The organism is Fodinicola feengrottensis (assembly GCF_039530045.1).
GTDB classification, from domain to species: Bacteria; Actinomycetota; Actinomycetes; order Mycobacteriales; family HKI-0501; genus Fodinicola; species Fodinicola feengrottensis.
The window spans coordinates 1-22,549 of sequence record NZ_BAAANY010000031.1 but is presented as its reverse complement, the minus strand read 5'-3'; the positions used below and the strand labels follow the sequence as shown (position 1 = coordinate 22,549).

At 67.0% G+C, this 22,549-nt stretch carries 20 protein-coding genes and 1 tRNA gene; 12 read left to right on the top strand and 9 right to left on the bottom strand.

Annotated features, from left to right (window positions below):
* The first annotated feature begins 721 nt into the window (after positions 1 to 721).
* From ABD301_RS31700 to ABD301_RS31690, 3 genes are all read left to right on the top strand, one after another.
* Positions 722 to 1,036, top strand: coding sequence for a WhiB family transcriptional regulator (locus tag ABD301_RS31700; RefSeq protein ID WP_279582608.1), 315 nt, complete (start codon positions 722 to 724; stop codon positions 1,034 to 1,036).
* A gap of 326 nt (positions 1,037 to 1,362) precedes the next feature.
* Entirely contained in the window at positions 1,363 to 1,869 is a 507-nt protein-coding gene (locus ABD301_RS31695; RefSeq protein WP_163572667.1) for a GNAT family N-acetyltransferase, read from the top strand.
* 54 nt (positions 1,870 to 1,923) lie between these two features.
* Positions 1,924 to 2,139 (top strand): hypothetical protein, encoded by a 216-nt coding sequence (locus ABD301_RS31690; protein WP_163572668.1) that lies wholly within the window; start codon positions 1,924 to 1,926, stop codon positions 2,137 to 2,139.
* A 1-nt stretch (position 2,140) separates the two neighbouring features.
* On the opposite strand, the gene ABD301_RS31685 is transcribed toward ABD301_RS31690, so the two are convergent.
* Both ABD301_RS31685 and ABD301_RS31680 read right to left on the bottom strand, forming a co-directional pair.
* Positions 2,141 to 3,466, bottom strand: coding sequence for an ABC1 kinase family protein (locus ABD301_RS31685; protein ID WP_344313945.1), 1,326 nt, complete (start codon positions 3,464 to 3,466; stop codon positions 2,141 to 2,143).
* A gap of 53 nt (positions 3,467 to 3,519) precedes the next feature.
* Positions 3,520 to 4,182, bottom strand: a complete 663-nt coding sequence (locus tag ABD301_RS31680; protein WP_344313943.1) for a winged helix-turn-helix transcriptional regulator — start codon at positions 4,180 to 4,182, stop codon at positions 3,520 to 3,522.
* 110 nt (positions 4,183 to 4,292) lie between these two features.
* On the opposite strand from ABD301_RS31680, the gene ABD301_RS31675 reads away from it, so the two are divergent.
* Positions 4,293 to 5,225 carry a PLP-dependent cysteine synthase family protein gene (locus tag ABD301_RS31675; protein WP_344313942.1) on the top strand — a complete coding sequence of 311 codons (933 nt, stop codon included), beginning with the start codon at positions 4,293 to 4,295 and terminating at the stop codon, positions 5,223 to 5,225.
* Positions 5,226 to 5,233: 8 nt separating this feature from the next.
* On the opposite strand, the gene ABD301_RS31670 is transcribed toward ABD301_RS31675, so the two are convergent.
* Positions 5,234 to 6,334 (bottom strand): hypothetical protein, encoded by a 1,101-nt coding sequence (locus tag ABD301_RS31670; RefSeq protein ID WP_344313941.1) that lies wholly within the window; start codon positions 6,332 to 6,334, stop codon positions 5,234 to 5,236.
* A 211-nt stretch (positions 6,335 to 6,545) separates the two neighbouring features.
* Positions 6,546 to 6,698, bottom strand: coding sequence for a DUF5679 domain-containing protein (locus tag ABD301_RS31665; protein WP_163510995.1), 153 nt, complete (start codon positions 6,696 to 6,698; stop codon positions 6,546 to 6,548).
* A gap of 586 nt (positions 6,699 to 7,284) precedes the next feature.
* Here ABD301_RS31665 and ABD301_RS31660 point away from each other — a divergent pair.
* Positions 7,285 to 7,926: a M48 metallopeptidase family protein gene (locus tag ABD301_RS31660; protein WP_344313938.1), complete on the top strand. Its 642-nt coding sequence runs from the start codon at positions 7,285 to 7,287 to the stop codon at positions 7,924 to 7,926.
* Here the strand turns inward: ABD301_RS31660 and ABD301_RS31655 are convergent, their stop codons facing one another.
* Positions 7,927 to 10,278: a family 20 glycosylhydrolase gene (locus ABD301_RS31655; protein ID WP_344313937.1), complete on the bottom strand. Its 2,352-nt coding sequence runs from the start codon at positions 10,276 to 10,278 to the stop codon at positions 7,927 to 7,929. It abuts the gene before it with no gap.
* A gap of 128 nt (positions 10,279 to 10,406) precedes the next feature.
* Positions 10,407 to 11,423 carry a hypothetical protein gene (locus ABD301_RS31650; protein ID WP_344313936.1) on the bottom strand — a complete coding sequence of 339 codons (1,017 nt, stop codon included), beginning with the start codon at positions 11,421 to 11,423 and terminating at the stop codon, positions 10,407 to 10,409.
* Between the two features lie 133 nt (positions 11,424 to 11,556).
* On the opposite strand from ABD301_RS31650, the gene ABD301_RS31645 reads away from it, so the two are divergent.
* Together ABD301_RS31645 and ABD301_RS31640 are read left to right on the top strand one after the other, a co-directional pair.
* Positions 11,557 to 12,159, top strand: a complete 603-nt coding sequence (locus ABD301_RS31645) for a CHAP domain-containing protein (RefSeq protein ID WP_344313935.1) — start codon at positions 11,557 to 11,559, stop codon at positions 12,157 to 12,159.
* 57 nt (positions 12,160 to 12,216) lie between these two features.
* Positions 12,217 to 12,864 (top strand): SpoIID/LytB domain-containing protein, encoded by a 648-nt coding sequence (locus ABD301_RS31640; protein ID WP_344313934.1) that lies wholly within the window; start codon positions 12,217 to 12,219, stop codon positions 12,862 to 12,864.
* Between the two features lie 134 nt (positions 12,865 to 12,998).
* Here the strand turns inward: ABD301_RS31640 and ABD301_RS31635 are convergent, their stop codons facing one another.
* Positions 12,999 to 14,237: a zinc-dependent metalloprotease gene (locus ABD301_RS31635; RefSeq protein ID WP_344313933.1), complete on the bottom strand. Its 1,239-nt coding sequence runs from the start codon at positions 14,235 to 14,237 to the stop codon at positions 12,999 to 13,001.
* Between the two features lie 95 nt (positions 14,238 to 14,332).
* On the opposite strand from ABD301_RS31635, the gene ABD301_RS31630 reads away from it, so the two are divergent.
* Positions 14,333 to 15,397, top strand: a complete 1,065-nt coding sequence (locus ABD301_RS31630) for an NAD-dependent epimerase/dehydratase family protein (protein ID WP_163572682.1) — start codon at positions 14,333 to 14,335, stop codon at positions 15,395 to 15,397.
* Between the two features lie 194 nt (positions 15,398 to 15,591).
* Here ABD301_RS31630 and ABD301_RS31625 read toward each other — a convergent pair whose 3' ends face one another.
* Positions 15,592 to 16,881, bottom strand: coding sequence for an FAD-dependent oxidoreductase (locus ABD301_RS31625; protein WP_344313932.1), 1,290 nt, complete (start codon positions 16,879 to 16,881; stop codon positions 15,592 to 15,594).
* A gap of 126 nt (positions 16,882 to 17,007) precedes the next feature.
* On the opposite strand from ABD301_RS31625, the gene ABD301_RS31620 reads away from it, so the two are divergent.
* Both ABD301_RS31620 and ABD301_RS31615 read left to right on the top strand, forming a co-directional pair.
* Positions 17,008 to 17,481 carry a MarR family winged helix-turn-helix transcriptional regulator gene (locus ABD301_RS31620; protein ID WP_163572683.1) on the top strand — a complete coding sequence of 158 codons (474 nt, stop codon included), beginning with the start codon at positions 17,008 to 17,010 and terminating at the stop codon, positions 17,479 to 17,481.
* Positions 17,482 to 17,519: 38 nt separating this feature from the next.
* On the top strand, positions 17,520 to 18,515 hold the full coding sequence (locus tag ABD301_RS31615; RefSeq protein WP_344313930.1) for a YlbL family protein: 996 nt from the start codon (positions 17,520 to 17,522) through the stop codon (positions 18,513 to 18,515).
* Positions 18,516 to 18,586: 71 nt separating this feature from the next.
* Here ABD301_RS31615 and ABD301_RS31610 read toward each other — a convergent pair whose 3' ends face one another.
* Positions 18,587 to 19,156 carry a PPA1309 family protein gene (locus tag ABD301_RS31610; protein WP_279582620.1) on the bottom strand — a complete coding sequence of 190 codons (570 nt, stop codon included), beginning with the start codon at positions 19,154 to 19,156 and terminating at the stop codon, positions 18,587 to 18,589.
* A gap of 184 nt (positions 19,157 to 19,340) precedes the next feature.
* Between ABD301_RS31610 and ABD301_RS31605 the strand changes: the two genes are divergently transcribed.
* Positions 19,341 to 22,262, top strand: a complete 2,922-nt coding sequence (locus tag ABD301_RS31605; protein ID WP_344313929.1) for a UPF0182 family membrane protein — start codon at positions 19,341 to 19,343, stop codon at positions 22,260 to 22,262.
* Between the two features lie 195 nt (positions 22,263 to 22,457).
* A tRNA-Met gene (locus ABD301_RS31600) sits at positions 22,458 to 22,534 on the top strand.
* Positions 22,535 to 22,549: the final 15 nt, after the last annotated feature.

Here is a 22,549-nt window from a genome sequence, read left to right as displayed (position 1 = left end):
GAAGACCAGCGCTAATGGCCGTAAATATGAGCGGTCCGCATGGCAGGTGACAGGGATCAAAAGGTGCCGATCACTCAGACGTTGTGACGGTTAACCGAAAGTTCGGCATCGCGACGAGCGTGCGGGCAACCGTTCGGGCACCGTCCAGGTCGGCCGAAATCCTGAATACTGGGCGGTCACCAAGAGATTTGAGCGTGATCTTGCCGACGATGGAAAAAGTTGCCGGTAAATACGTTGTGCTCCCCGTCGCCGTGCGCGTAACCTCCAATCGTCGCCATCAGCAGGCGGCGCTGTGCGATCTGACGAGCAGACAGGAGGTGGGCGACGTGAGCGGTAACGAAATGACTTATGAGGCGTCGACCGTCCTGGCTGCTGTGCGCGCGCAGGCTCACATGGCACCGACGTACGGAGGCGCGCTTCGTACGTGTGGTCCGGACGCCCGAGTCCAGCAGGAGACGTCTGCCTTCATCGCCGTACTGCCCGTCAAGCCGGGCAGCGGTCTGGGCGATCTCCAGATGAAGATGCGGCGTCCCATCCCGGGAATCCCCCCTCGAAGTAGGCGAACATGAGGTCACCAGACCTCCTGCCGGCTCACTTCGAGGCCGTGGATCCCCACCGGGATCCACGGCCTTTTTGTTTGGCCACCCCCTGACCAGCCACTACTCAAACCGTCCGCCCACGAGCTACCGCCCGTAAAGACTGGAGAGAGGTGAAACCCGGCATGTCTTACCCGACACTGAGCGTCACTGTTGCCGTTCTCGAGCCGGGGATCGACGACGACTCGGAGCTTCCTTGTCGCCGTGAGGACCCCGACCTGTGGTTCGCCGAAAACCCGCGCGACCTCGACCGCGCCAAGGATTTCTGCATCGACTGCCCGCTGCGCACCGCCTGCCTCGCTGGCGCCCTGGACCGGCGCGAGCCGTGGGGAGTGTGGGGTGGCGAGATTTTCGAACGCGGCGCGGTGATCGCCCGCAAGCGTCCCCGCGGACGCCCGCGTAAGGCAGACGCTGCCCGCACCCCGGTGGTTGCGGCATGAGCGCCCAGCACGGTTCCACTATCAGCGACACAGAACTTACTAGGAGTCTTCGAATGTTAGTTATGCATGAGGCATACGCCCGAGCGCGAATGCGCGAGGAACAGACCGTACGTTATCCAGCGCCTCGCCCCGCCCGGGTCGTCGCGCGCAGCGTCCGTCGTTACCTGCGCGAGCACTGAAAATCGGATTACCGCACTAATCAAACAAACAACCATCATCGCCGCTCGTCGACCGGACTCGGATCCGGTCGGCGGGCGGCGCGCCTTTTCTCGTACGTACGAATAATCGGATTCCGAAGGTAACGCCGTCGGGGTTAGAGTCCGCACGTGTACGAGCTACAGCCGCTGACCGGTGACCATGCCCCGGCCGTGTTGGCTTTTGAGATCGCGAACCGCGGCTACTTCGCGGCGTCGATTTCCGACCGCGGCGACGAGTTCTTCGACCATTTCACCGACCTGTACAACGCCTCGTTGGCGAGCCAGGAAGCCGGCGGCTGCGCTTTCTACGTGCTGGTCGACGAAGATGGCTCAGTGCTTGGCAGATTCAACCTTTTCGGCATCGAGAACGGCACCGCCGACCTCGGCTATCGGGTCGCCCAGCACGTTGCCGGCCGCGGTGTGGCGACCGCCACCGTTCGCGAGCTGTGCCAGGTGGCGGCCGTACGCCACGGGGTGCGCACCTTGCGAGCGGCCACCTCCCACCCGAACACCGCGTCCCAGAAGGTGTTGGCCAAAGCCGGTTTCGTGCCGGTTGGTCCGGCTGGCCCAGCTGACCTCGGCGGCAAGCAAGGCACCTGGTACGAGTGCGACATCTCCGGGTGCACACCCTCTTAGCTGCGTAAACGCCTGCCGAGGCGACTATCGGGCATCCTCGCGTGGCGTATTGCGGTGGCGGCTCGGCGCGAGTATGACGAGGGAATGCCGGACCACGAGTCACCTGCCCAAGCGGCTAACGACACGGTCAGTTGCCGCGGCTGCGGTCACCAAGCGCCGCTGCCGGCGCTGGGGTGGAGTCATGACACGGAGTTCGGGTGGCTGTGCGAGGCGTGCGTACGCGTCAACCTCCGGAACATCGAGGCCAAGCTCGACACCGAGTGGTGGTGAGTTACTTGGTGAGTTTCGGGGCGGCGAACCCGGGCTGCCAGCGCTCCACGATCGAGCGGTAAGGAGCGCGCGCGTTCAGCTGGCACAGCACGCCAATCGAACCGAGTGTCACCCGGTGGATCAGCAGGTAGGACGGCGGCAGGTTGAGCTGGCGGCCGAGCGCGTACGCCGGACTGCGCGGATCGCCGATCCGGCGGGCCTCCGAGCGCAGCCATTCCCGGCTGAACTGGAATTCCTCCACCGCCAACGGCTCCAGCATCGGCCGCAGGTACGCGAGGATGCCCTCGGCATCGACGTGCGCGGAGTCGGGCACGAAACCTTCCGCCCGCAGGCCTTCCATCACGCCGTCGGCGTCGCCTTCCAATGCCAACCGGGTCAGCCGGCCGACCGGTTCGGGCAGGCCCTTGGGCAGCCGAGCCACCGCGCCGAAATCCAGCACCCCGAGCCGGCCGTCGTCAAGCAGCCGGAAATTGCCCGGGTGCGGGTCGGCGTGCAGCAGTTTCGCCCGGGTCGGCGCGGAGAAGTGCAAGGTCCCCATCAGCAGCCCGCAGCGATCGCGCTGTTCCTGCGTGCCGTCGGCGATGATCGCGGACAGCGGGGTGCCGTCGATCCACTCGGTGATCAGCACTTTGTCCGCGCCGGCCAGCACCTTGGGCGCGACGATCTCCGGGTCGCCGTCGTACGCCTTCGCGAAGGCCCGGGTCGCTCGCGCCTCCAGCTGGTAGTCCAGCTCCTCGGCGACCCGCGATTTCAGCTCGGTGATCAGCGGCTTGATGTCCAGGCCAGGCTGCACGGCACCGAAGAGCCGGGCCACCCGGGCCAGCTGGTTCAGGTCGTTGATCAGCGCCGGGCCAGCTCCCGGATACTGGATTTTCACCGCGACCTCGCGGCCGTCGGCCCAGATCGCCTTGTGCACCTGGCCGATGCTGGCCGCCGCGGCCGGCTTTTCGTCGAACTCCTGGAACTTGCGCCGCCACTGCGGCCCCAACTGCTCGGCCAGCACTTCGTGAACGGCCCGCGCCGGTAACGGCGGCGCCGCTTCCTGCAGTTTGGTCAGGGCTGCCCGATATGGCCCCGCGACTTCCTCCGGAAAAGCCGCCTCGAACACGCTCAGGGCCTGGCCGAATTTCATCGCGCCGCCCTTGAGCTGCCCCAACACCGAGAACAGCTGGTCAGCCGTACGCCGCTGAATCTCCGCGGCCACCGCCTCGGCGGGCTTGCCACCCAACCGCCGGCCGAGGCCGAGAGTGGCCCGGCCAGCGATCCCCAACGGCAACGACGCCAGCTTGACCGTCCGCGTCACCGCCCACCGAGGAATGTCACTCACACGGGTAATTATCCCACGTTGGCTGGCACGAGCGCGCTTCGTACGGGATTGCTTCAGCCCAGTGCTTCCGGCGTGAACAGGTATCGGGAAAACCAGCCGTGCATCTGCCGTTGCAGGACCCGGTCGCCGTGTGTTCGTACGCCTGGCTGGCGCAGGAACTGTGCCCACGACAGGTCGCCGAGCCACCACCGGGTTGCCGCGGCAGTCGGCGCGGCGAGCCAGACGTCGACCGGCGCTCCGGTGTCCTGCCGGCACAGGTTGACGCCTGTCCGGGCCAGGTGCAGCCAGAAATGCCGGTCGGTTGCGGCTCGGTCGGTGAAGTCGATGGCCAGCACGACCGTACGGTCGGGCAGCGCGCCAACCTCGACGCGGCGCTGCATGTCCCAGGTCAGCGCGGCGGTGTCGAGATCGCCGTCGGTCAGCGCGGCCGCGTCGGTGGTCACCGCCCATCGGGCGAGTTCGCGCAGCACCGGCGCCAGCGCGAGGCCGGTCTCGGTGAGCCGGTAGTCACCGTCAGCGTGCTCGACGACGCCGGCGGCGCACAGGCCGCGCAGTCGGGTGGACAGCGTCGCGCGCGGGATGCGAGGCAGACCGCGGCAGATGTCGGTGAAGGTTTTCGCGCCGAGCAGCAGCTCCCGCAGGATCAGCAGGGTCCACCGTTCGCCCAGCACCTCCAGGGCCCGGGCGACCGCGCAGAACTGTCCGTATCCGCTCATCGCAGCAGCGTATCCAGCCGTACGAGTTCAACAATTGAACTAGAGAAGGCGAAGTGGCCGGATCGACCATCGAGACCTGGAGACAGGCCATCGAGAGGAACGGTTTGCACATGGGTATCAGCAGCGGTGTGCTGCAGGCGATCGGGAACACTCCGTTGGTACGGCTGCGCAGGGTCGTACCGTCGGGATGCGCGGAAATCGTGGTCAAGCTGGAAGGCCAGAACCCGACCGGGAGCATGAAGGACCGAATGGCGCAGGCGATGGTCCGCCGGGCCGAGGCGGATGGACGGCTGCGACCCGGCGACACGGTCGTCGAATACACCAGTGGGAGCACCGGCGCCTCGCTCGCGCTGGTCTGCGCGGCCCGGGACTATCGCCTCCGGATCGTCAGCTCGGACGCTTTCAGCCAGGACAAACTGAACCAGATGGCGGCTTTTGGCGCCGAGCTGACGGTAGTGCCCAGCGAGCGGGGTCTGATCACCCGCAAGCTCATCCTGACCATGATCGAGACCGCCCGGCGGCTCAGCCGGCAACCCCGTACGTACTGGACCGACCAGCTCACCAACACCGACCACATCGCCGGCTACCGGCCGATGGGCGAGGAGATCTGGGACCAGACCGGCGGCCGGGTGGACGCCTTTGTCCAGTCCGTCGGTACGACCGCCTCGCTGCTCGGAGCGTCGACCGAACTGCGCGGACATCATCCGGGGCTGCGGGTCGTCGCGGTTGAGCCGGCCGAGTCCGCGGTGCTGTCCGGCGGCTCGTCCGGCGCCCACCGCATCGAAGGCACCGGGATCGGCTACCTCCCGCCGATGTGGGACCCGGCAGCGGTGGACGAGATCGTGACCGTCCCGACCGACGCCGCCGAGCTGATGGCCCGGCGGCTGGCACGGGAGGAGGGCCTGTTCGCCGGCACGTCGTCCGGCGCGAACGTCCTCGCGGCGATCCAGGTCGGGCAGCGGCTGGGACCGACCGCGAGGGTCGCCACCCTGCTGGTGGACTCCGGCTTGAAATACCTGAGCACCAGCGTTTACCAACGCTGAGCGCAAGGTCAGGCGGCAGCGGCAGCGGCAGCGGCAGCGGCGTCGGGAATGGGGGCGGGGGCCGCGGCGGAATGCGTACAAGGGCAGGACGGGTGCGGGTCCCATTGGCGGCGGCGGATGACCGCGCCGCCGGCGGTGAGTTCCAGGGAAGCGGAGCGGGCGGCGGGGCGGCCGCCGTCCAGGTGTTCCAGGACTTGTTCGGCGGCGAGGCCGACCGCGGTGAGGGTGGTGGCGACCGAGCACGGGTCAGGTGGCACGTCGGTGCGTACGGCTGAGCTGGCGAGTTGGGCGGCGATGGCCGGCCAACCCGGGTCGCGGTCCGTCCGGGTGAGTTCCACGCAGCCGGGGCAGGCGGTCCGGCCGCGCACGGTCAACGGGCCGACCACGGCCATGCCGTCGCGAGCGCCGAGCGCGAGTTGGGCGCGAGACCGGCGCACCAGCAGCGGTTCGGCGCCGGTGGCGGCGCCCACCGGGCCGGCGATGATGGCCAGGTCGGGGACTGTCCAGCCGGGGAAGGGGCGCAGGTCGGCTTCCGGCGCGACGGCCCAGACGGCGTCGGCGAGGGCGGTGCCGCGAGGGCGACCTTCGTCGTCGCTACGCAGGCCCGCCGGCATGGCCTCGAACAGTCGAGCCTGGCCGGTGGCGTGGATCCAGAGCCGGTGCACGCCGGACGCGGCCAACGCCGACGCCAGCGGGCCAACGAACCGAGGGTCGCCGTAGAGGACGACCCGTTTGCGCGTCCGTTGGCTCAGCGTTTCGCCGGCGAGCGTGCCGTGCCGCCGGACCAGCGCCGCGAGCTCGCCGCGCAGGTGCCGGCGGATGGCGCTGGGCATCCGGGACGGCAGGTCGCCAGCGGGGTCGTGGTCGGTGACCGCGGCACAGATCCGCAGCGCTTCCAGCAACTCGTTGACGTTTTCCGCGGGCACGCCCGCATCCAGGGCACACGCTCGTACGGCCGCATCGCTGTGGGCGCCGTCCAGCAGCGCGAGCACCTCGGCGGCCCCGGACGGGAGTTCGGCCAGCACCACCGAGCGGTCCGGGTCGGTGCCGAGCTGGAGCGTACGGCCGTCGCGCCACAGCGCCCGGATCGGAATCAGCGTGCGTCCCACCGCGGCGCCCCCTTCGGATCGTGGCGGGCGTGCCGTTCGGTCACGCCGTCATCGCACAGCGTGCCAGTCCGCGATGGGTCGATCCGGGTTTTCCACAGGACGACTTTGTGTCCACAGGGCAGTGGAAAGCACGGTGGGCGAGTGGTCTCGCGACCACCCGCCCACCGTTTTGGTGCGACAGGGACAGTTGGTTATCCGTCCCCGAATGGAATCAGGCCTTGCCCAGAATGCGGTTCATTTTGGTGCCGCAAACAGGGCAAGTGCCTTTCGCCATCCGACGTCCTGAGTCGCTGACGCTAACTTCACCGGAGAAGTCACGCTTCTCCTTGCACTTGACGCAGTATCCGTTGTAGGTCTCGGCCACGTCGCCTCCTCTACCTCTCGATTCCCCCGCTGTCACGCGTGTGACAGGGCCGATCGCACAGTACCGTCGTTCTCGCGTTCCGGCCGCTTGAGGTGGCCCTAATCGCTGGGCGAGTCGCGATTCAGCGGATTTTCCGGTAACGCGGAGGGGGTGCGTTAGGGATCATTCGGCGGTCATTTCCGGATGAATTTCCGGCTGACCACAACGAATTTCCGGCACTGAAGAGGTGTCGAGAGACACAAAAACAGAGTCCCCGGCTAACAACGCCTTCCCGCTGCCTTCCCCTTGCATCGGGCCGGTGTTCTCGCCGAGGACTCCGCTGTTAAGGACGCTAGGGCGAAGGACGGCTGGCGTCAATGCAAGACCTCCACAGCCTGTGGATAACCCTGTGGACGGGGTGGGGACAGTGACCGGCGCCACTGTGGACGGGTCGGTGCACGACCCTGTGGACACAGCTGAAGTTCACCCAGCGTTTACCTTCTGACCTGCGTAAACACTACGCACCGGCTGTGTACGAGAAAAAGTTTGCGGCTTTGCCGGCCGGGTTGATCGATGAAGTGCGATCTGAGCCACTACCTTGGGTTTCGTGACCGGCACCAGGCCGACGGCCGGGGCGTCTGTGCAGCAACGGGAAGAGCCGCGGCGGGACGCGCCGGATGCCGCCATGCCAGGGACCCTGCCAGCGACCACTTCAACGGGTGGGCAAACCGGTCTGCCGGTGGAGGTGCGCCGCAGCCGGCGTCGGCGCCGGACGGTGTCCGCGTACGAGGACGACGGCCGGGTGGTCGTGTTGCTGCCGGCCAGCTTCACCAAGGCCCAGGAGCGCGAGTGGGTGGACCGGATGGTTGCCCGACTGGCTGCCCGAAGGCGCCGTCAGCCGGCCAGTGACCAGGAGCTGTTGGCCCGCGCGGTCGAGCTCGGCCGCCGCTATCTGGATGGCGCCCGCCCGGTTAGCGTCCGGTGGGTCACCAACCAGCGCACGCGGTGGGGCTCCTGCACGCCGACGGACCGTACGATCCGGCTCTCCGATCGGCTCGCGGACATGCCGACCTGGGTGGTCGACTACGTGCTGCTGCATGAACTTGCGCACTTGCGGGTGCCCGATCACAGCGCCAAGTTCTGGCGGCTGCTGGAGGCGTATCCGCGGACCGAGCGCGCGCGGGGCTACCTGGAGGGTGTGGCGGCTGCCGCGGGACTGGACATCGGCGAGGACGACGAGAGCGAATAGTCACCAGCTGATCCAGCCTGTCCAAGCGCCGTTGGTCTGCTGGAACGTGGTGTAGTACGAGCCGTTCCCGCCGAGGGTGAACAGCTCCGGCCGCCCGTCCGCGTTGCGGCCGGAGGCCAGCTGCTCCAGGTCGCTGCCGCCGTACGACGCCCACGACTGGAAGATGCCGTTGGGGTCGCTGAACCGGCCCCATCCGGCGAAGTCGCCGCCGAGGGCGTACACGTCGAATCCGACGCCGGTGTTCGCCGTGGTGGCGCGCAGGTCGCTGCCGCCGAGTGAGCCGTCCCAGCCGGACCAGGACCCGTCGCCGTTGCGGTATTTCTGGTACAGCACCCCGTCGCCGCCGACGGCGAAGACCCGTACCTGCCCGGAGGGGCTGGTCGCGGCCGAGATCGCCTGTAGCTGCGAGCCGCCGAGCGAGGGGTCCCAGGTGCTCCAGGATCCGTCCGGCTGCTGGGCGCTCTGGTAAAGCACCTGGTTGCTGCCCAGCGCGAAGAGATGGACGACGCCTTGACCGTCCGTGGCGGCTGCTATCCCGCGGACGTTATTGCCGCCCGGTGCGCTCGACCAGGGTTGCCAGCCGTCGTCGTCCTGGACGCTGACCGCGACCCGGCCGTACGGGCCGACCGCGAACACCTCGACCTGACCGTCGCCGTTGACGGCGGCCGAGATGGCGCTGTAGCCGCTGCCGCCGAGCGAGGTCCATCCGCCCCAACCACCGTTCGGGGTGTTCTGCTGGCGTACGGACACCGTGCCGCCGTCGCCGGCCGCGAAGACCATCATCCGGCCGTCCGGCCCGCGGACCGACGCCATCGATTCACCCAGTGGCACCGGGCTGCCGACGTTTTCCATGATCTGCTGGAAAGTCGCGTACGACGTGGTGGGTTTCGGGGATCCCCAGGTCTGTTGGGCGAGTATTCGCAGGGTCGGCCAAATGCCGACCGCGACCTGGTCTTCGGTCTGCTGGCGCGGTGAGTCGCACCAGAGGCTGAGCTGGGCGCCGAGCAGACTGCCGGCGTTGGTCGGACTCATCGACCGGTTGCCGTCGAACATCAACAGGTTCCAGTTCTGGTAAAGCGTGGGATTGTCGGGTTTCGCGCCGCCCAGCACGTAATAGAGCACGGTGGTGCCGGCCGCGCCCGCGTGCCAGCTCGCGTTCATCACCGGATTTCCGTTGGCCACCAACTGATCCGGGCCGAGCAGGTTCGTACCGCCACCGTTCCAGTAGTCGATCGCGATGCCGGCCGCGAGCGGCACCTCGGGGTGCGGATCGGTGGTCAGCTGGTCATTCCACATCCGCAGGGTTTTGCCGCTGCCCTGGACGAGAGTCGCCATACTGTTGACGAAGTCATAGAAAGTGTCGATCGCGGGCGCGTTGGGACCCCAGTGGGAATGCGCGTAATTCACCAGCGACGGATAGGCGGCGTAATTCTGCACGTATTCGTCAGCGCCCAGATCCCAGTACTTGCCGGGAAAAAGTGGCAGGTATTCGCGTACGATCGAGGCCAGCAGGTCGCGCGCGGCCGGGTTGGCGATGTCGATGGCGCCGTTGGCGGCCGGCACGATCGCCAGGTTCTGGTAGTCCGGATCGTTGAGCAACGCGGCCAGATGGCTCGGCATGTCAAACTCCGGCACCACCGTGATGTGATAGCGGCCAGCCAGCGTGACCAGGTCGGAGATCTGCTGTTTCGTGTAGTGCTCAGACGAAACGATCCCCGGCACGGTCGAGCTTTCCACCCGGAATGCCTCGTTGTCGGACAGGTGCAGGTGCAGCAGGTTCAGCTTCAGGTAGGCCATGTCCTGAATTTCTCGCTGCAGCCACGGCACCGTGTAGATCTTTCGGGCCACGTCGACGCTGAAACCGCGTTCCGGGCTGGCCGGCCAGTCGGTGGCGGTGCCGGCCGGCAGCTGTGTCTGTTGGCGCAGCAGCTGCAGGATCGTACGCGTGCCGTTGAAAACTCCGGTGTCCGTACGAGCGGCAACCGTCAGCGTCGCGCCGGTCGTCAGCGCATAGCTCTCGGACTGCGTCGGCGTTGCGGTGGCGCTGAGGCTCAACACGATGTCACCGGGCTGCGCGGACGAGGCCGGCCCGGACACCTGCTGTACCGCGCGGCCGGTCAGGGTGGCCAGGTCCGTGTCGAAAGTCGCGGCGGTGCCGGCCAAGGCCGTCGAATCGACCACCAGTCGGCTCGATGTCGCCCACTGGTAGTCGTTGCCCGTCCCAGCCGTCCACTGCCGCAGGGCTGGTACGACAGTGGGCATCTTGGTGGCGGCGCTGCCGTGCACCGGCGTGGCCAGCAGCGCGGTCGCGGCGAGCAGCGCGGCGACCATCGCTCGTACGGACGTTGACATGAAATTGCCTCCCGCGCGCCGAAACACGACCGGACGAGTCGGGAGGCAGTGTAAGAGAGTGGTCTACTCCATGGAAGTGACATTTGCCATCAAGTCGCGGACGGATCCTTTCCGCAAGCGGCCACGGTTCACTCGATCAGCCCCAGCCGCCGCGCGGCCGCGCCGGCGGCGAACCTGGTCGACACCATCAAGATGTCCATGATGGCGGAGATCTCCCGTCGTACGGTTCGAAGGCTCGCGTCGGTGCGACGGGCGATCGCCTCGTCTTTGAGGCCCAGCACCATCAACCGCAGGATTCGCACCTGCCGTTGGGAAATCACCGGCCCGGCGGTCTCTGACACCTGCCTTGCCGATGTCCGGCCGGCTGTCACCTGGATCGGCGTGGCTCTTTCCCAGAGCAGCTCGAAATAGTTCCGCAGCACGCGGATCAGGGTGGGGGAGCGCACCAGCATCGCGGTGCTCACTCCGGTGTCGGTGAGCGGCACCAGCGCGGCCGTGTCGTCCACAATCTTCAGCTTGAGCGGCAACCGGGGGACCACTCGCGCCTCTTCGCCAGCGATCACCCCGGTGGCGAGGATGGCCTGCCCGACCGGATGGTCGAAATACTCGGCTTCGTAGACCGCTCGGCAGCGAACCTGGTGCTGGGAAGGAAAAATCGGTGGCGCGGCCACCGACTCGGTCGGCACGCATGGGAATGTGTACGTGTCCAGAACCATGAAGTCCTGCTGTGCGAGGCTCATCAGGCCGGTGGCGAGGCCGGCGATTTCCCGCGGATCGGTGATGATCCGTACCAGCTGATCGGTGGCGTCGCCGCCATCGCGGGCGCGTTGGTTTTGTATGTCGCTCAGCTGTTGGAAAGACGCCCGCACCCGGCTTTGCTGGCGGGACAGTTTCCTTTCGGTGGCAAGTAAAACACTCTGTAGGGCGTCCAATGGATGGGCCGCGACCACCTGGTCGGGTTCGCGTGGATCGACGAAGGCGAGGCCAAGTGCGGTCAGGTCTTCCAGCACTTCGGCGCCGCCGAGCTCTTCGGCCGCCGCTCTTACGGACAGCTCCCGATCCTCGAGAAGTCGCAGGTAGGACGGTGTGATCGTGGGCGCGAGCTCGGCGATCAGGTCGGTAGCCCAGACATTGTCAGTGACCATCAATTCTCCTGAAGTCAATGGCACAAACCTGCCAGCTGGCTATTGCGCCCTGCTGGAGTTCCGAACTCGATGGTTGCCTTGGCGCCGGCCGGCGAGCGAATCCGGCCGACTCCGCCGAGATTGCGAGGCACAGATGGCAAGACAGCGAACAACCCGATTCGTCGGCGTGTTGCTCGGCACGCTGGCCGCGGTGGCGATGGCCGTCACTGCGACCAGCAGCTCGGCGTACGCGGACTCCAGTTCCGTTGCCGCCCCGGCAAAAGCCACCCGCGCTGGCATTCGGAGCATGGCGAACGCGCAGGTCGGCAAGAGCTGCACGTCGTTCACCACCGCGGGCGGCACGTCCGCCTGCCAGAACTGGTGGTGCGCGGTATTCGCCAGCTGGGTCTGGCGGCACGCCGGAGTCACGCCAGCGCCGACCACCTGGGTGGCCACCGACGTCGGCACCTGGGGCAAGGCGCATCACGTTTTCAAGGCGCGGCCGGCTGGCCAGCGCGGCAATCCGCTGGTCGGTGACATCGTCGTCTTCGGTCAGCCCGGCGCTGGTACGGGTGGCCACGTGGGCATCGTGACCGCGGTTTACAGCAATGGATACATCGACACCATGAATGGCGACTACGGCTCCGGAGGTCCTGGCAGCACGCACGTCGTGAAGAGCCACATCAATCCGATAACCGCCCGCTCGGGTGGCAGCAACTGGCTGATTTCCGGCTACGTCAGCCCGCCCGGGGTCTGATTCGCGGTGAACCGCCGGCCGGGTGCCGGCGGTTCCCCTTTCCACGAAGGTGAATCGATGAAAAGAAAACTCTTCGCTGTCGCGGCGATGACATTGGCGTTCCTGGTCGCTGGTACGAGTGCGGCAACCGCGGACACCGGACCCGGTGCCAGCAGTGGTGCCGGTGAAGCCGCGGTGGCCGCCACCGGTTGTGGTGGCTTCCATTCCGAGACCAGACCGCCGACCACCATTCACGTTTTGCTTAGGTCCCAACGCAAAGTCGTGGCGGTGCCATTCCAGACGTACGTCGACAACGTGTTGCCGAACGAATGGATCGCCAGCTGGAAGGCGCAGTCGCTCTATGCCGGCGCGGTGGCCGTGAAAACTTTCGCCTGGTATTGGGCGAACCACTCGTCTGGGCACAGCTACGGCGGCAAGTGCTACGACGTCGACGACACCACCAGCTACCAGGTCTACAAGGCTGGCAGCGCCAACGCGAACACGACTGCGGCCGTGAAAGCGACCTGGAAGGTGCTCGCCCGCGAAGGCGGCGTGGTCTTCGCGAGCCAGTACCGCGCCGGCACCCGCGGCCAGGCTTGTACGACCGGCCAGGGAACCAACATCATGCACCAGTGGGCCTCGCAGACCTGCGCGCTGCAGGGCCACAACTACAGCTACATGCTGGGCATCTACTACCCGCACATCACGCTGGGCACCACGACCTGATCGACGTAAGGCCGGCGGGCGACCGCCGGCCTTACCCGGCCGAAAATGGATCCACATCAAGGCGACTCCTCAAGAGTGCCCAAGCGTGGAATGTGATCCTAAAGAAAACCTCAACAGGCGCCAGGCTGATACGTCTAAAGGTTTTTCAGGTCGTCGGCGAGGCCGTCCAGGCCGTCGTCGTCCTGGCCGCGTACGAACGCTTCGGGGTCGTCGAGATCGTCGGAGGAGGGCAGCAGGTCCGGGTGGCCCCAGATCGCGTCCCGGCCTTCGACGCCGCGCACCTCGGTTAGCGTCTTCCAGAGCACCGCCGCCTCGCGCAACTTGCGCGGCCGCATCTCCAGGCCAACCAGGGTGGCGAAGGTCTGCTCCGCCGGCCCACCGGACGCGCGTCGCCGTCGGAACGCCTCACCGAGCGCGGACAGCCCCGGCAACCGGTCCCCGGCGGCCGCCTCGACGATCATCGTCACCCAGCCCTCGACCAGCGCCAACGCGGTTTCCAAGCGGGCCAGCGCGGCTTTCTGTTCAGGTGTGTCGTTGGGCGTGAACATGCCGCCGGCCAGCGAGTTCTGCAGGGACTCCAAGTTGGTCGGGTCCAGTTGCTCCGGGTCGATCGACGACATCGCGTCCTCGATCGCCTCCCGGTCGACGCTGATGCCGCGCGCGTACGCGTCGACGGAGTTGAGCAGGTGTGCCCGCAGCCACGGCACGTGCTCGAAGAGCCGCTGGTGCGCCGCCTCGCGCAGTGCCACGTAGAGCCGCACCTCGTCGCCGGAGCGCTCCAGACCCTCGGCGAAGGTGTCGATGTTCGCCGGCAGCAGCGCCGCCACGCCGGGCGGGCCGAGCGGCACGCCGATGTCCGAGGAGGTGAGCACCTCCGCGGACAGCTGGCCGAGGCCGGTCCCCACCTGCTGCCCGAACGCCATTCCGCCAATGCCGTCCAGCAGCCCGCGCATCGGCCCGAGCTGCTCGGCCATGCCTTCCGGGAGCGAGCCGGAGGTGGCCGCCACCACCCGCGACGCGACCGGGTCGCAGAGCTGTTTCCACACCGGCAGGGTCTCGCCGATCCACTCCAGCGTCGTCCAGGCCGCGGTCGTACGCGCGCCCGAAGGCAGCGTCGTGACCGGGTCGATCCAGACGTCGGCGAGCCTTATCGCGTCCGCTGCCGAGGTACGCTCAGCGGCAGTCAGGGAACGGTCCGTCGGCCGGGCGACCTGCTCGGCGATCTGCTGGGCCAGCGTCCAGTTGACCGGGCCGTCGGAGGTGCCGGCGGTGGCGAACATCTGCTGAAGCTGGGCCAGGAACGCCTGCATCTGGCCGGGGTCGTTCGGATCTGGCATGCCGGGGAAACCCGGTGGGGTGGGAGGAGTGGTCACGGCGTGCTCACAGCGGCGGCGGTCATGGATTCAAAGGTAGTCCCCAGCGCGCGGTTGTCTCGGGCACGACCTGCCAGTTCTCAGGGAGGGCCGCGGTGACCGCGCGCGGCGAGTCGCCGCGGGTGGTGGCGGTGATCGGTTCGACCGGGGTGAGCGGCGCGGCGATCTGCCGTGCGCTGCTGGCGACCGAGCCGATCAGGCAGGTCATCGCCCTCGGAACTGTGCGCCCACCGGTGCCCGGAGTGACCCTGCGCCGGGTGGACGTGACCGATGCCTCGCTGGCGGGTGCGCTTCGGGGCGTACAAGCGCTGGTTTATGCGCCAAGCGAAACCGACCAGCAACCCGACCGTGCCCAGCGGCGGGCCAACGAGGTCGGTGTCTCCGTTGCGCTGATGGCCGCGGCCGCCGCCGGCGTACGCCAAGTCGTCCTGGTCTCCAGCGCCCAGGTTTACGGCGCCGCCGCCGACAACCCGGTGCCGCTGCCCGAGGACCAGCAGATCCTGGCCACCGCCGACGGCACGGTCGCCGAGCTGCTGGAGCTGGAACGCCTCGCGTACGCGGTGGACCAGGCATATCCGCAGACCGACGTGTGTGTGCTCCGGCCGGCCTGGCTGCTCGCCCCGGGGCTGCCCAACCCCGCCAACGGCCTGCTCGACGGGCCGCGGCTGCTGGTCGTCAGGGGAACCCAGCCGCACTGGCAGTTCTGCCACGTCGACGACCTCGCCGCCGCCGTCGCGACCGCCGTCACCACCCGGATGTCCGGCCCAGCCACGGTCGGCTCGGACGGCTGGATCGACCAGTCCGAAGTGCAACGCGTCCTGCGCCGCCGCCCGCTGGAACTACCAGCCGCCATCGCCTTCGGTACGGCCGCCCGGCTGCACTCGATCGGGGTGACCAGCTCACCTTCGGAGTTGGCTTACCTGGTCTATCCCTGGGTGGTGGGCAGCGAGCGGTTGCGCGACGCGGGGTGGAAACCGACCTTTTCGAACGTCGAAGCGCTGACTGACTACGCGGACGGCCGCCCCGCTCGCGGCTACCGGCTGCCCGTCGATCCCAAGGGCGCGACAGCCGCCACCGCTGCCGCTGGGGCGACGGTGGCTTTGATTGGCACGGCCGCCCTGGTGCGGCGGGCCCGCAAACGGCGCGCCTCGGGCAAGTAGAGCCGACACGCCGGGTGGGGCTCAAAACTGTCGTACGCGTGCTGTTTTCTTGCCCCCTCCCTTTGAGCGGGTGGGGGGTGGGTGTGAGGCTTTTGTTCTTATTTTCAGTGGACAGTTTTCCTCTAACCCGCCCCCCACCCGTTCTGGGTGGGGGTGATTTTTCGGGGTGGGTACGACAGTTTCGCGCCGCACCCTCAGGATTCGCGGTAAGTGGTGAGGTCATCGACGAACTTCCGGCGTACTGAGGGGATCTTGTCGACAGCGCGGAAATACGTACGTGCGCCGGCCATCGCAAGTCGGCCGGCGAATGGTCTGTAGAGCGGATCGTTGCCGCTGGTGCCGTTGTTGTTGAGCGAGTCACGCACCCGCGCGAACCCGTAGGGGATCATCTCCGCCTCGTACGCGCCGATGGCATCCAGCAGGCTTCCGTCGCTGCCCACAAGGCAGCGGCAAAGGAGTGCGGCATCGCGTAGGGCGGTGTTGGCGCCGACTCCGTGGCCCGGTGTCATGGTGTGGATCGCGTCGCCGAGCAGGGTCACGTTGGTGGTCGGCCACGGGTCGACAGGCACCGACGTGGCCGTCACCACCGGGAAGGAACTGGCCGGGTCGCCCAGCTCGAACAGCCGGCGCAGGTGCGGGTGCCAGTGTGGGGTCATTTCCAGCGCGAGCTCGATGACCTCGGCGCCGCGGAGTTTGCCGACATTCGCCGCAAAGCGGTCCGCGGACGTCCACATGGCGATGTTGATGTAGTCGTCGGTGTTGTCGCGAAGTAGTCCATGCCAGCGGTTGAGTGGTTCAGAACCACCGGGCTTGTTCCAGTTGAACTCCATCACGTGCACGATGCCGAGCGTGCCCCGAGTGCCGAAGATCAGCGACAGGCCCTCAAAAGCCTCCTTAGGCAACAGTGCGCGCGTCTCGGCGGTGATGGGAAGTTTTGTTGTCAGCGAGATGACACCGGCGTCCTCGACGCGCGCGTGTGGCAGATATTGCTGGCGTACGGCCGAACGCGTGCCGTCGGCGGCGACCAGCACATCTGCGGTGGCGCTGCTGCCGTCACTGAAATATGCCGTCACGCTGTTCGTGTGCTGCTCGTACCGTACGAAGGTTTTGTCGAAATGGACCACGTCGTCCATGCCGGTCAGCAACACCTGCCGGAGGATCGTCCGGGACACCGACCGCTCACTGTTGATCGGGTCGCTGTCGTCTCGCAGGTCAACTGAGACCAGCCGCTTCAAGTCCTGCGTGTACGCGTTGAAATGCTTCGGCGCCCGGGCGCAGGTGGCCAGGAACGTGTCGAAGAGTTCCGGCGGCAGGCAGTCCCGCAGCGCCCGGTTGCCGGTCGGGTCGATGCCGACCCGATAGCCGAAGAGCCCGCCCGTAGGAGTGCGGTCCCGCTCGTACACGGACACCTCGACGCCTGCGCGCCGCAGCCCGTGCGCGAGGCACATGCCGCCGGTTCCGGCTCCGATGATGATGACTCGCATCGCAAACTCCTTAGATCAATGAGAGATTCCCGCAAAGATTCTCTAGAATTTCTAGTAACCTAACCTGACGGAGAATCTAGGCGAGAGATCTCTAGAATGTCAAGAGACTTGTGACGGAGGTTGGATATGGAGTCCACACACGAGCGGCTGGTACGGCAGTTGGGGCCGGTGATGCAGGAGTTCCAACGTGCGCTGGACGTGCTCGACCAGCGAGTGGCGGATCGGCTCGGTTTGAACCGTACGGACATGCATTGCCTGGAGTTGGCGCTCGGCGGCGGCACCTTGACGCCCGGCGAGCTGGCGACCGCGGCCGGCCTCACGACCGGCGGGGTGACCACCGCCATCGACCGGCTGGAACGCGCTGGCTATGTGACGCGCGTACGCGACAGCGGCGACCGGCGGCGGGTGCTCGTCCAACCGACCGAGAAGGGCGCCGACCTGGCGATGGGGATCTACGGGCCGCTGGTGGAGGACGGCAACGTCTACCTCCGGGGCCTGGACGACACCACGCTCACCCACCTGACTGAATTCATGCGTTTCAACACCCGGCTCTACTACGAGCACGCCCAGAGGCTGGTCAGCGACCCGGACTCCGGCTAAGGCAGACTGGGCGGGTGATGCGGCGAGGGTGGACTGTGTTGACCGGAGCGGTCCTGTTGATCGTGATGGGCATCGCCCTCGCGTGGCTGCCGGTGCCGTACGTGGCCGAGCTGCCCGGGCCGACCGTCAACACGCTCGGCAGTGTGGGCGGCAAGAAGATCATCACGCTGGACGGCCGGACGGCGCGGCAGGTCAGCGGTCACCTCAACCTGACCACGGTCAGTGCGATTGACCAGATCGACCTCGGCACCGCGATCCGCTACTGGATCGACGGCGACTCGGCGGTGCTGCCACGCGAGTTCGTCTACCCGCCGGACCAGTCGCGCAAGCAGATCGAGGCGAAGAACGCCGACGACTTCACCCAGTCGCAGACCTCCGCGGAGACCGCGGCGCTGCGCCAGATCGGTTTCCCCGTACACGTCAAGGTCGTGTCGCTGTCGGACGGTTCGCCGTCCAACGGCAAACTCAAGGCCGGCGACGAGCTGTCCACCGTGGACGGCAAGCCGGTGACCAGCAATGGGAGCCTGCAGGCCCAACTGGCCACCCACCAGCCCAAGGACACGGTGAAAGTCGGTTATCTGCGGGGCGGATCGGCTGGCAGCGCGACCGTACAACTGGGCATGGACGACCAGAAGCGGGCGATCCTGGGCGTACGGCTGAATCAGACGCAACCGCATCCCTTCACCGTCAAGATCCAGCTCTCCGACATCGGCGGCCCGTCCGCCGGCCTGATGTTCGCGCTCGGCATCGTCGACACCGCCAGCGACGCCAATCTGACCGGCGGCGCCTTCATCGCCGGCACCGGCACGATCGACGACGACGGCAACGTCGGGATCATCGGTGGCATCCAGCAGAAGATGATCGCCGCCCGGCAGGCCGGCGCGACGGTTTTCCTGGTGCCTGACGGCAACTGCGCCGAGGCGTCATCCGCGACCCCGGCCGGTCTGCGGCTGGTGAAGGTCAGCACGCTCGGCGGCGCGGTGACCGCGCTGACCAACCTCCGCCAGAAGTCCGGCGCGATCCCGGCCTGCTGACGTATCTTTCGTCCGCAACGCCCCGTTACTCGCGCGTTGCGCAAGCGGCGGGGCGTTGCGGACAAAAGCGGTCAGTCCAAAGTGGACAGCAGCGCGGCGGCGAGGTTGGGGGCCAGGTCGGCGCCTGGTACGACCGGTTCGTCGGACGCGAGCGCGGTCGGCCGGATCCGCAGCAGGGACGCGCGCCCGCCGTCCCGTACGACGCCGACCACCAGCCGTACTTCGCGGCGCGCTGGATGCTCGCTGGCCCAGCGGATCGGGTCGGTGCCCGCCGGCGCCTCGCCGGCCGACGGCGGTAGCACGAGGACCTCGTTGATCAACGCGCAACCGGCCACCTCCGGCGGCCACTGGATGCCGGCGAGCGCCTCATCCAGCGGCCCGTCCCCGAGTGGCTCCTGCTCGACCGGCGTCAAGCCGCCCGCATCCACCGGGCCGTCCGCGAGGCCCAGCGCAGCCGCGAGGGCCGGCTCGGCGGCCACCAGTTCGGCCGTCGGGACCAGCGCGAACAGCGTCGGCGGGCGGTCCCAGCCGAGGCTGTCGGCGTGCTGCTCGAGCTCGGCCACCACCGCGGTGAGCTGGCCGTCCGCCGCTGCTGCGGCGGAACCGTCGGCGGGCTGTTCGGCGTTGGCTTCAGAAAGCATCTGTTCATCTTCGCAAACGACCTGCCGGCGCTTTGCCGCGCAGCGGGATACGGTCGCAGGTGGCGCCGCTGGTCGGCCCGCCGGCCCGGACGTGTTCCGAGTGGGCAATAGTGGACCGGGTAGTGGTAGGTAAGCGAGAAAACACCGGGAGTTAAGCGTGGCGATGCGCGCACCTTTGCCCACCGTGAGCCGTCGCAGCCGGGTGCTGCTGGTGGTCGTGGTGGTGCTGCTGGCGATCTCACTGCTGGGCTCCAGCCTGGTCACCGTCCTGACCGACGTGTGGTGGTTCGACTCGGTCGGCTACAGCGACGTTTACACCGTGATGCTCCAGACCAGGGTCTTCATGTTCCTGATCGTCGGGGCCGTGATGGCCGCGTTCGTGGGGCTGAACCTGTGGCTCGCATACCGCCTGCAGCCGGCATACCGGCCGATGTCGCTGGAGCAACAGAACCTGGAGCGATATCGACTCTGGCTGACCCCGCGGCTGCGGCTGCTGATCTCGCTGGTCGCCGGGCTGTGTGGAGTGGTCGCCGGGCTGACCGCGCAGGGCCAATGGCAGGTGTGGTTGCAATATGCCAACTCCACGCCGTTCGGCAAGGCCGACGCGGAGTTCGGCAAGGACTATTCGTTCTATATGTTCGAATATCCGTTCTTCCGGTACGTCCTCGGAGTCGCCTTCACGGCCGTGGTGCTGAGCCTGGTCGGCGCGGTTTTCCTGCACTGGCTGTACGGCGGCGTGCGGCTGCAGGGCGCGGGGGAGCGGATGAGCGACCGCGCGCGGCTGCACATCTGGTCACTGCTGGCCGCTTTTCTGCTGCTGAAGGCATACGCGTACTACCTCGACCGCTACGGCCTGGTTTTCTCGTCCAGCGACATCACCGGCGTGGACGGCGCCTCGTACGCTGACATCCACTATCTGTTGCCAGCCAAGAACATCCTGCTGCTGATCGCGGTGTTCGTGGCGGTGATGTTCGTGATCGCGATCTGGGTGCGCAACGCCATGCTGCCGGTGGTCGCGATCGCGCTGCTGGGCGTGTCGGCGGTGCTGGCCGGCGGCATCGTGCCCTTCGTCGCCGACCAGGTCTACGTCAAGCCGAACGCGGCGCAGCTGGAATCGAACTATATCCAGCGAAACATCGAGGCGACCCGGTATTCGTACGGCATCGCCGGGGTGAAGCAGACCAGCTACAACCCCAGCCAGTCGGCACCCACCTCCTTGTTGCATACGGACACCCAGAACGTGCCGAACATCCGGCTGCTGGACCCGAGCGTGGTGTCCGCGACCTTCCTGCAGAACCAGCGCGGCAACGGTTTCTACAAGTTCAACGACAAACTTGACGTGGACCAGTATTCGCAGACTGCCGGCAAACCCGAGGAATACGTGGTCGGCGTCCGCGAGTTCAACTACGACGGGCTCACCGGCACTCAGACCAACTGGAGCAACGAGCACAAGGTTTACACGCACGGGTACGGATTCGTCGCCGCGCCGACCAGCAAGGTAACCAACAACGGACAGCCCTGCTATGTCTCTGGTTTCCTGTCCTCAGACCAGACCGCGATGTGCAACGAGCAGCAAATCCCGGTGGGAGACCCACAGATCTACTACGGCGAGGAATTCGAGGACAACTACTCGATCGTCGGCGCGCCGGAAGGCAGCCAGCCGCAGGAGTACGACCACGTCACGTCCACCGGTGCGCCGGTTTACACGACGTACAAGGCGGCCAATGGCGTCGGTGGCGTGCCGATCAACTCGTATCTGCGCCAGCTGGCGTACGCGATCAACATGCACGCGGTGAACTTCATCCTGCCCGGTGCGGTGAACTCCGAATCCAAGCTGCTTTACGTACGGGATCCACGCGATCGGGTCCTGAAGGTGGCGCCCTTCCTGCGAGTCGACGGCGACCCGTACCCGGCGGTCGTGGACGGGCGGGTCGTCTGGATCGTGGACGGCTACACCACGTCGTCGAGCTTTCCCTATGCGCAGAGCGAAACTCTGGGTGACGCGACGCAGGACTCGCTGACGGGCAACGGAACCGTGGCGCAGCAGAAGGATCAGATCAACTACATCCGGAACTCCGTCAAGGCCACGGTCGACGCGTACACGGGCGCCGTGACACTCTACAAATGGGGCCAGGACGACCCTCTGCTGGACACCTGGGACAAGGCGTTCGGTGGGATTCTCAAGCCGGCCAGCGATATCTCGCCGGACCTCGCCGCGCACTTCCGCTATCCGGAGGATCTTTTCAAGGTCCAGCGCGAAGTTCTGACCCGCTATCACGTGACCAGCCCGCAGGAGTTCTTCGGCGGCCAGAATTTCTGGAAGGTGCCACCGGATCCGACCCGGCCTACCGGCGCCCAGCCGCCGTACTTCCTGCTTGCCCAGTTTCCCAAGCAGAACAACCTGACATTCCAGACCACCAGCGCCCTCACTTTTGCCAAAGGCGACGGCCTCGCGGCGATGTTCTCCGCCTCGTACGACGGGGATGGAGGCACGGTGCTGAACCTTTACCCGCTGCCGCCCACGTCGTCGACCGCCGGCCCCAACCAGGCTCAGACGAACTTGGTCAACGACCAGGCGATCGCCACCAGACTTACCCAGCTGAAGGGGTCCGGTGCGACCTCCGGATCCGATGTGAAATACGGAAATCTGCTGATGTTGCCGATTGGTGGCGTCAACGGGGGACTTCTCTACATCGAACCGGTCTACCTGCAACCCCAGTCCGGGGCCGCGCCTTTCCCCACCCTGCAGCTGATCTTCGCCTCGTACAACGGAAAGGTCGTCTCCGGGTCGTCCGTGTCCGACGTTATCCAAGCATTGACTGGACAGTCCCCGCCCACCACGAGCACCCCGCCCACCTCCGGCAGCCCACCGACCGGCGTGAGCTCCCAGCTCAACGACGCGGTCAAGGCCATCCAGGCCGCCATCACCGAGCTGCATGCCGCCCAGAAGGCGGACGACTTCGTCCGGATCGGCCGCGCGCAACAACAGTTGGAGGCGGCCATCGAGAAGTTCCAGGCCGCGCAGGCGGCCCAACCCAGCGCGAGCGCCAGCCCATCGGCCTCAGCGTCGCCTGGACCGTCCGGGTCGCCGAAGGCGCCCAGCTGATTTTGTAACCTCGGTCACTTCTGGTACGGGCCTGGTGAGCTTTCACCAGGCCCGTACGACTGTGCGGCCACTCGGCGAACATGACGTTTCCGCAGCGTGACGTGCCTATGACGTGATGGTGGCCACTTATCCGGCGTGGAAGGGCGACCCCCTTTGCCATCGCGTTGCGGGGCCGTGTAATGTTCTCTTCAGCGACGCGGGGTGGAGCAGCTCGGTAGCTCGCTGGGCTCATAACCCAGAGGTCGTAGGTTCAAATCCTACCCCCGCTACCAGGGAAAAGGGCGCCG